Origin of the sequence: Bartonella sp. CL100XZDX (assembly GCF_042195375.1) — a bacterium.
Classification (GTDB): domain Bacteria; phylum Pseudomonadota; class Alphaproteobacteria; order Rhizobiales; family Rhizobiaceae; genus Bartonella.
Window position 1 is genome coordinate 1 of record NZ_JBHIOH010000072.1, and the last position, 1,264, is coordinate 1,264.

At 38.5% G+C, this 1,264-nt stretch carries 2 protein-coding genes; both read right to left on the reverse strand.

Features of this window, described 5'->3' with window-relative positions; all coding sequences use genetic code 11:
* Positions 1-476 precede the first annotated feature (476 nt).
* Entirely contained in the window at positions 477-905 is a 429-nt protein-coding gene (locus ACFILU_RS08350) for a hypothetical protein (protein ID WP_375675552.1), read from the reverse strand.
* A partial coding sequence (locus tag ACFILU_RS08355) for a hypothetical protein (RefSeq protein WP_375675554.1) occupies positions 902-1,264 on the reverse strand: 363 nt, incomplete at its 5' end. The genes ACFILU_RS08355 and ACFILU_RS08350, both read right to left, overlap by 4 nt.

Genomic DNA, 1,264 nt, shown 5'->3' on the forward strand with positions numbered 1-1,264 from the left:
CAATTTCTATTAGGTTAGTGTTTTGTTCACTCATCTTGATTTCCTACATTGCGCGCAATTCACCCGTGGCGTGAATCACGCATCTGTTAAAAGGCTGGTTTTGGGGTGTTAGAGTTTTGTCTTTACAGGTTGTACAATCCGATCAATTGGAATGCGTTTTATATATGCACAATGATCAGAATATAGCGTCAACAAGAAAGATTCATCTGAATTGGGTGGTATCATTTCAAATCTAGTGCATGCAAACGGTCTGAATTCGTATGAAAATGCAAAGCATTGCGATCCTATGAGTTCCATTGGCACGATATTCTCTTCACTTAAGAAGGCATCTATTTTGTCTTTAGAGATTATGGTATCTACATAGGGCTCGCCCTTATCTCCAGAGATCGTTATACAAAGTTCACTTGGATTGTGGGTATTTCTCACAACTAACTGCGAACACAAAGTAGGTTTAATTTCATATCTATACATAATAATTATCTTCTCTCGCTCGTTGTGATAATACTGCCTCCACGAACCTCTGAATCTCCGTAAATGTGTGCGTTACCATACACTTCTGCATTGCAATGAACACTTGCGTTTTCGTAAACATGTGCTTTTCCAAAAATACGACCACCATATATTTTTGCGTTATGATGAATTGTTGCATTTTCATAAATATTTGCAAAATAACAAACTTTTGAGTTATCAAATACCTTGGCATTGTTGTAAACTCTTGCACCGCTATAAACCATGGCATCATCATAAACCCAACAGTCTCCTTCATGACTTAAGTTGCTCTCACCTTCTATAAAGCCGCCTAGGTCACCTTTCTTGACTCTTCCAAAGTCTCTTAATGCTCTAATTCGGTGAAGAGTTCTTCCATCAAACACAATTTTTTCATCAGTAAATTCGTATTTTCTCATCTGGTCTTTTCTCCAGTTGAGATTCTTTTATCACCATCAATCCAGTCGTCCCAACATACACATGCTGCACCGTAAATTTTTGCATGACCGTAAACATGCGCATCACCGTAAACTTCTGCATTGCCGTAAACACGCGCCCTATCGTAAATGTATGGCTCTTCGTAAACTTGTGCATTGCCATAAACTTCTGCATTATCAAAAACGTGCGGTTCACCGCAAATATATGCATCACCGTAAACTTCTGCATGACCGTAAATGCATGGTTCATCGAAAACTTTTGCTTTGCCATAAATACGAGAATTGCCGTAAACATGTGCATAACCGTAAACTTGTGCATTTTCGTAAACCTTAGCATTACC

Excerpts from the sequence above, each read along its gene's own strand:
- ACFILU_RS08350 (WP_375675552.1), bottom strand. The coding sequence starts at position 905 with ATGAGAAAATACGAATTTACTGATGAAAAAATTGTGTTTGATGGAAGA.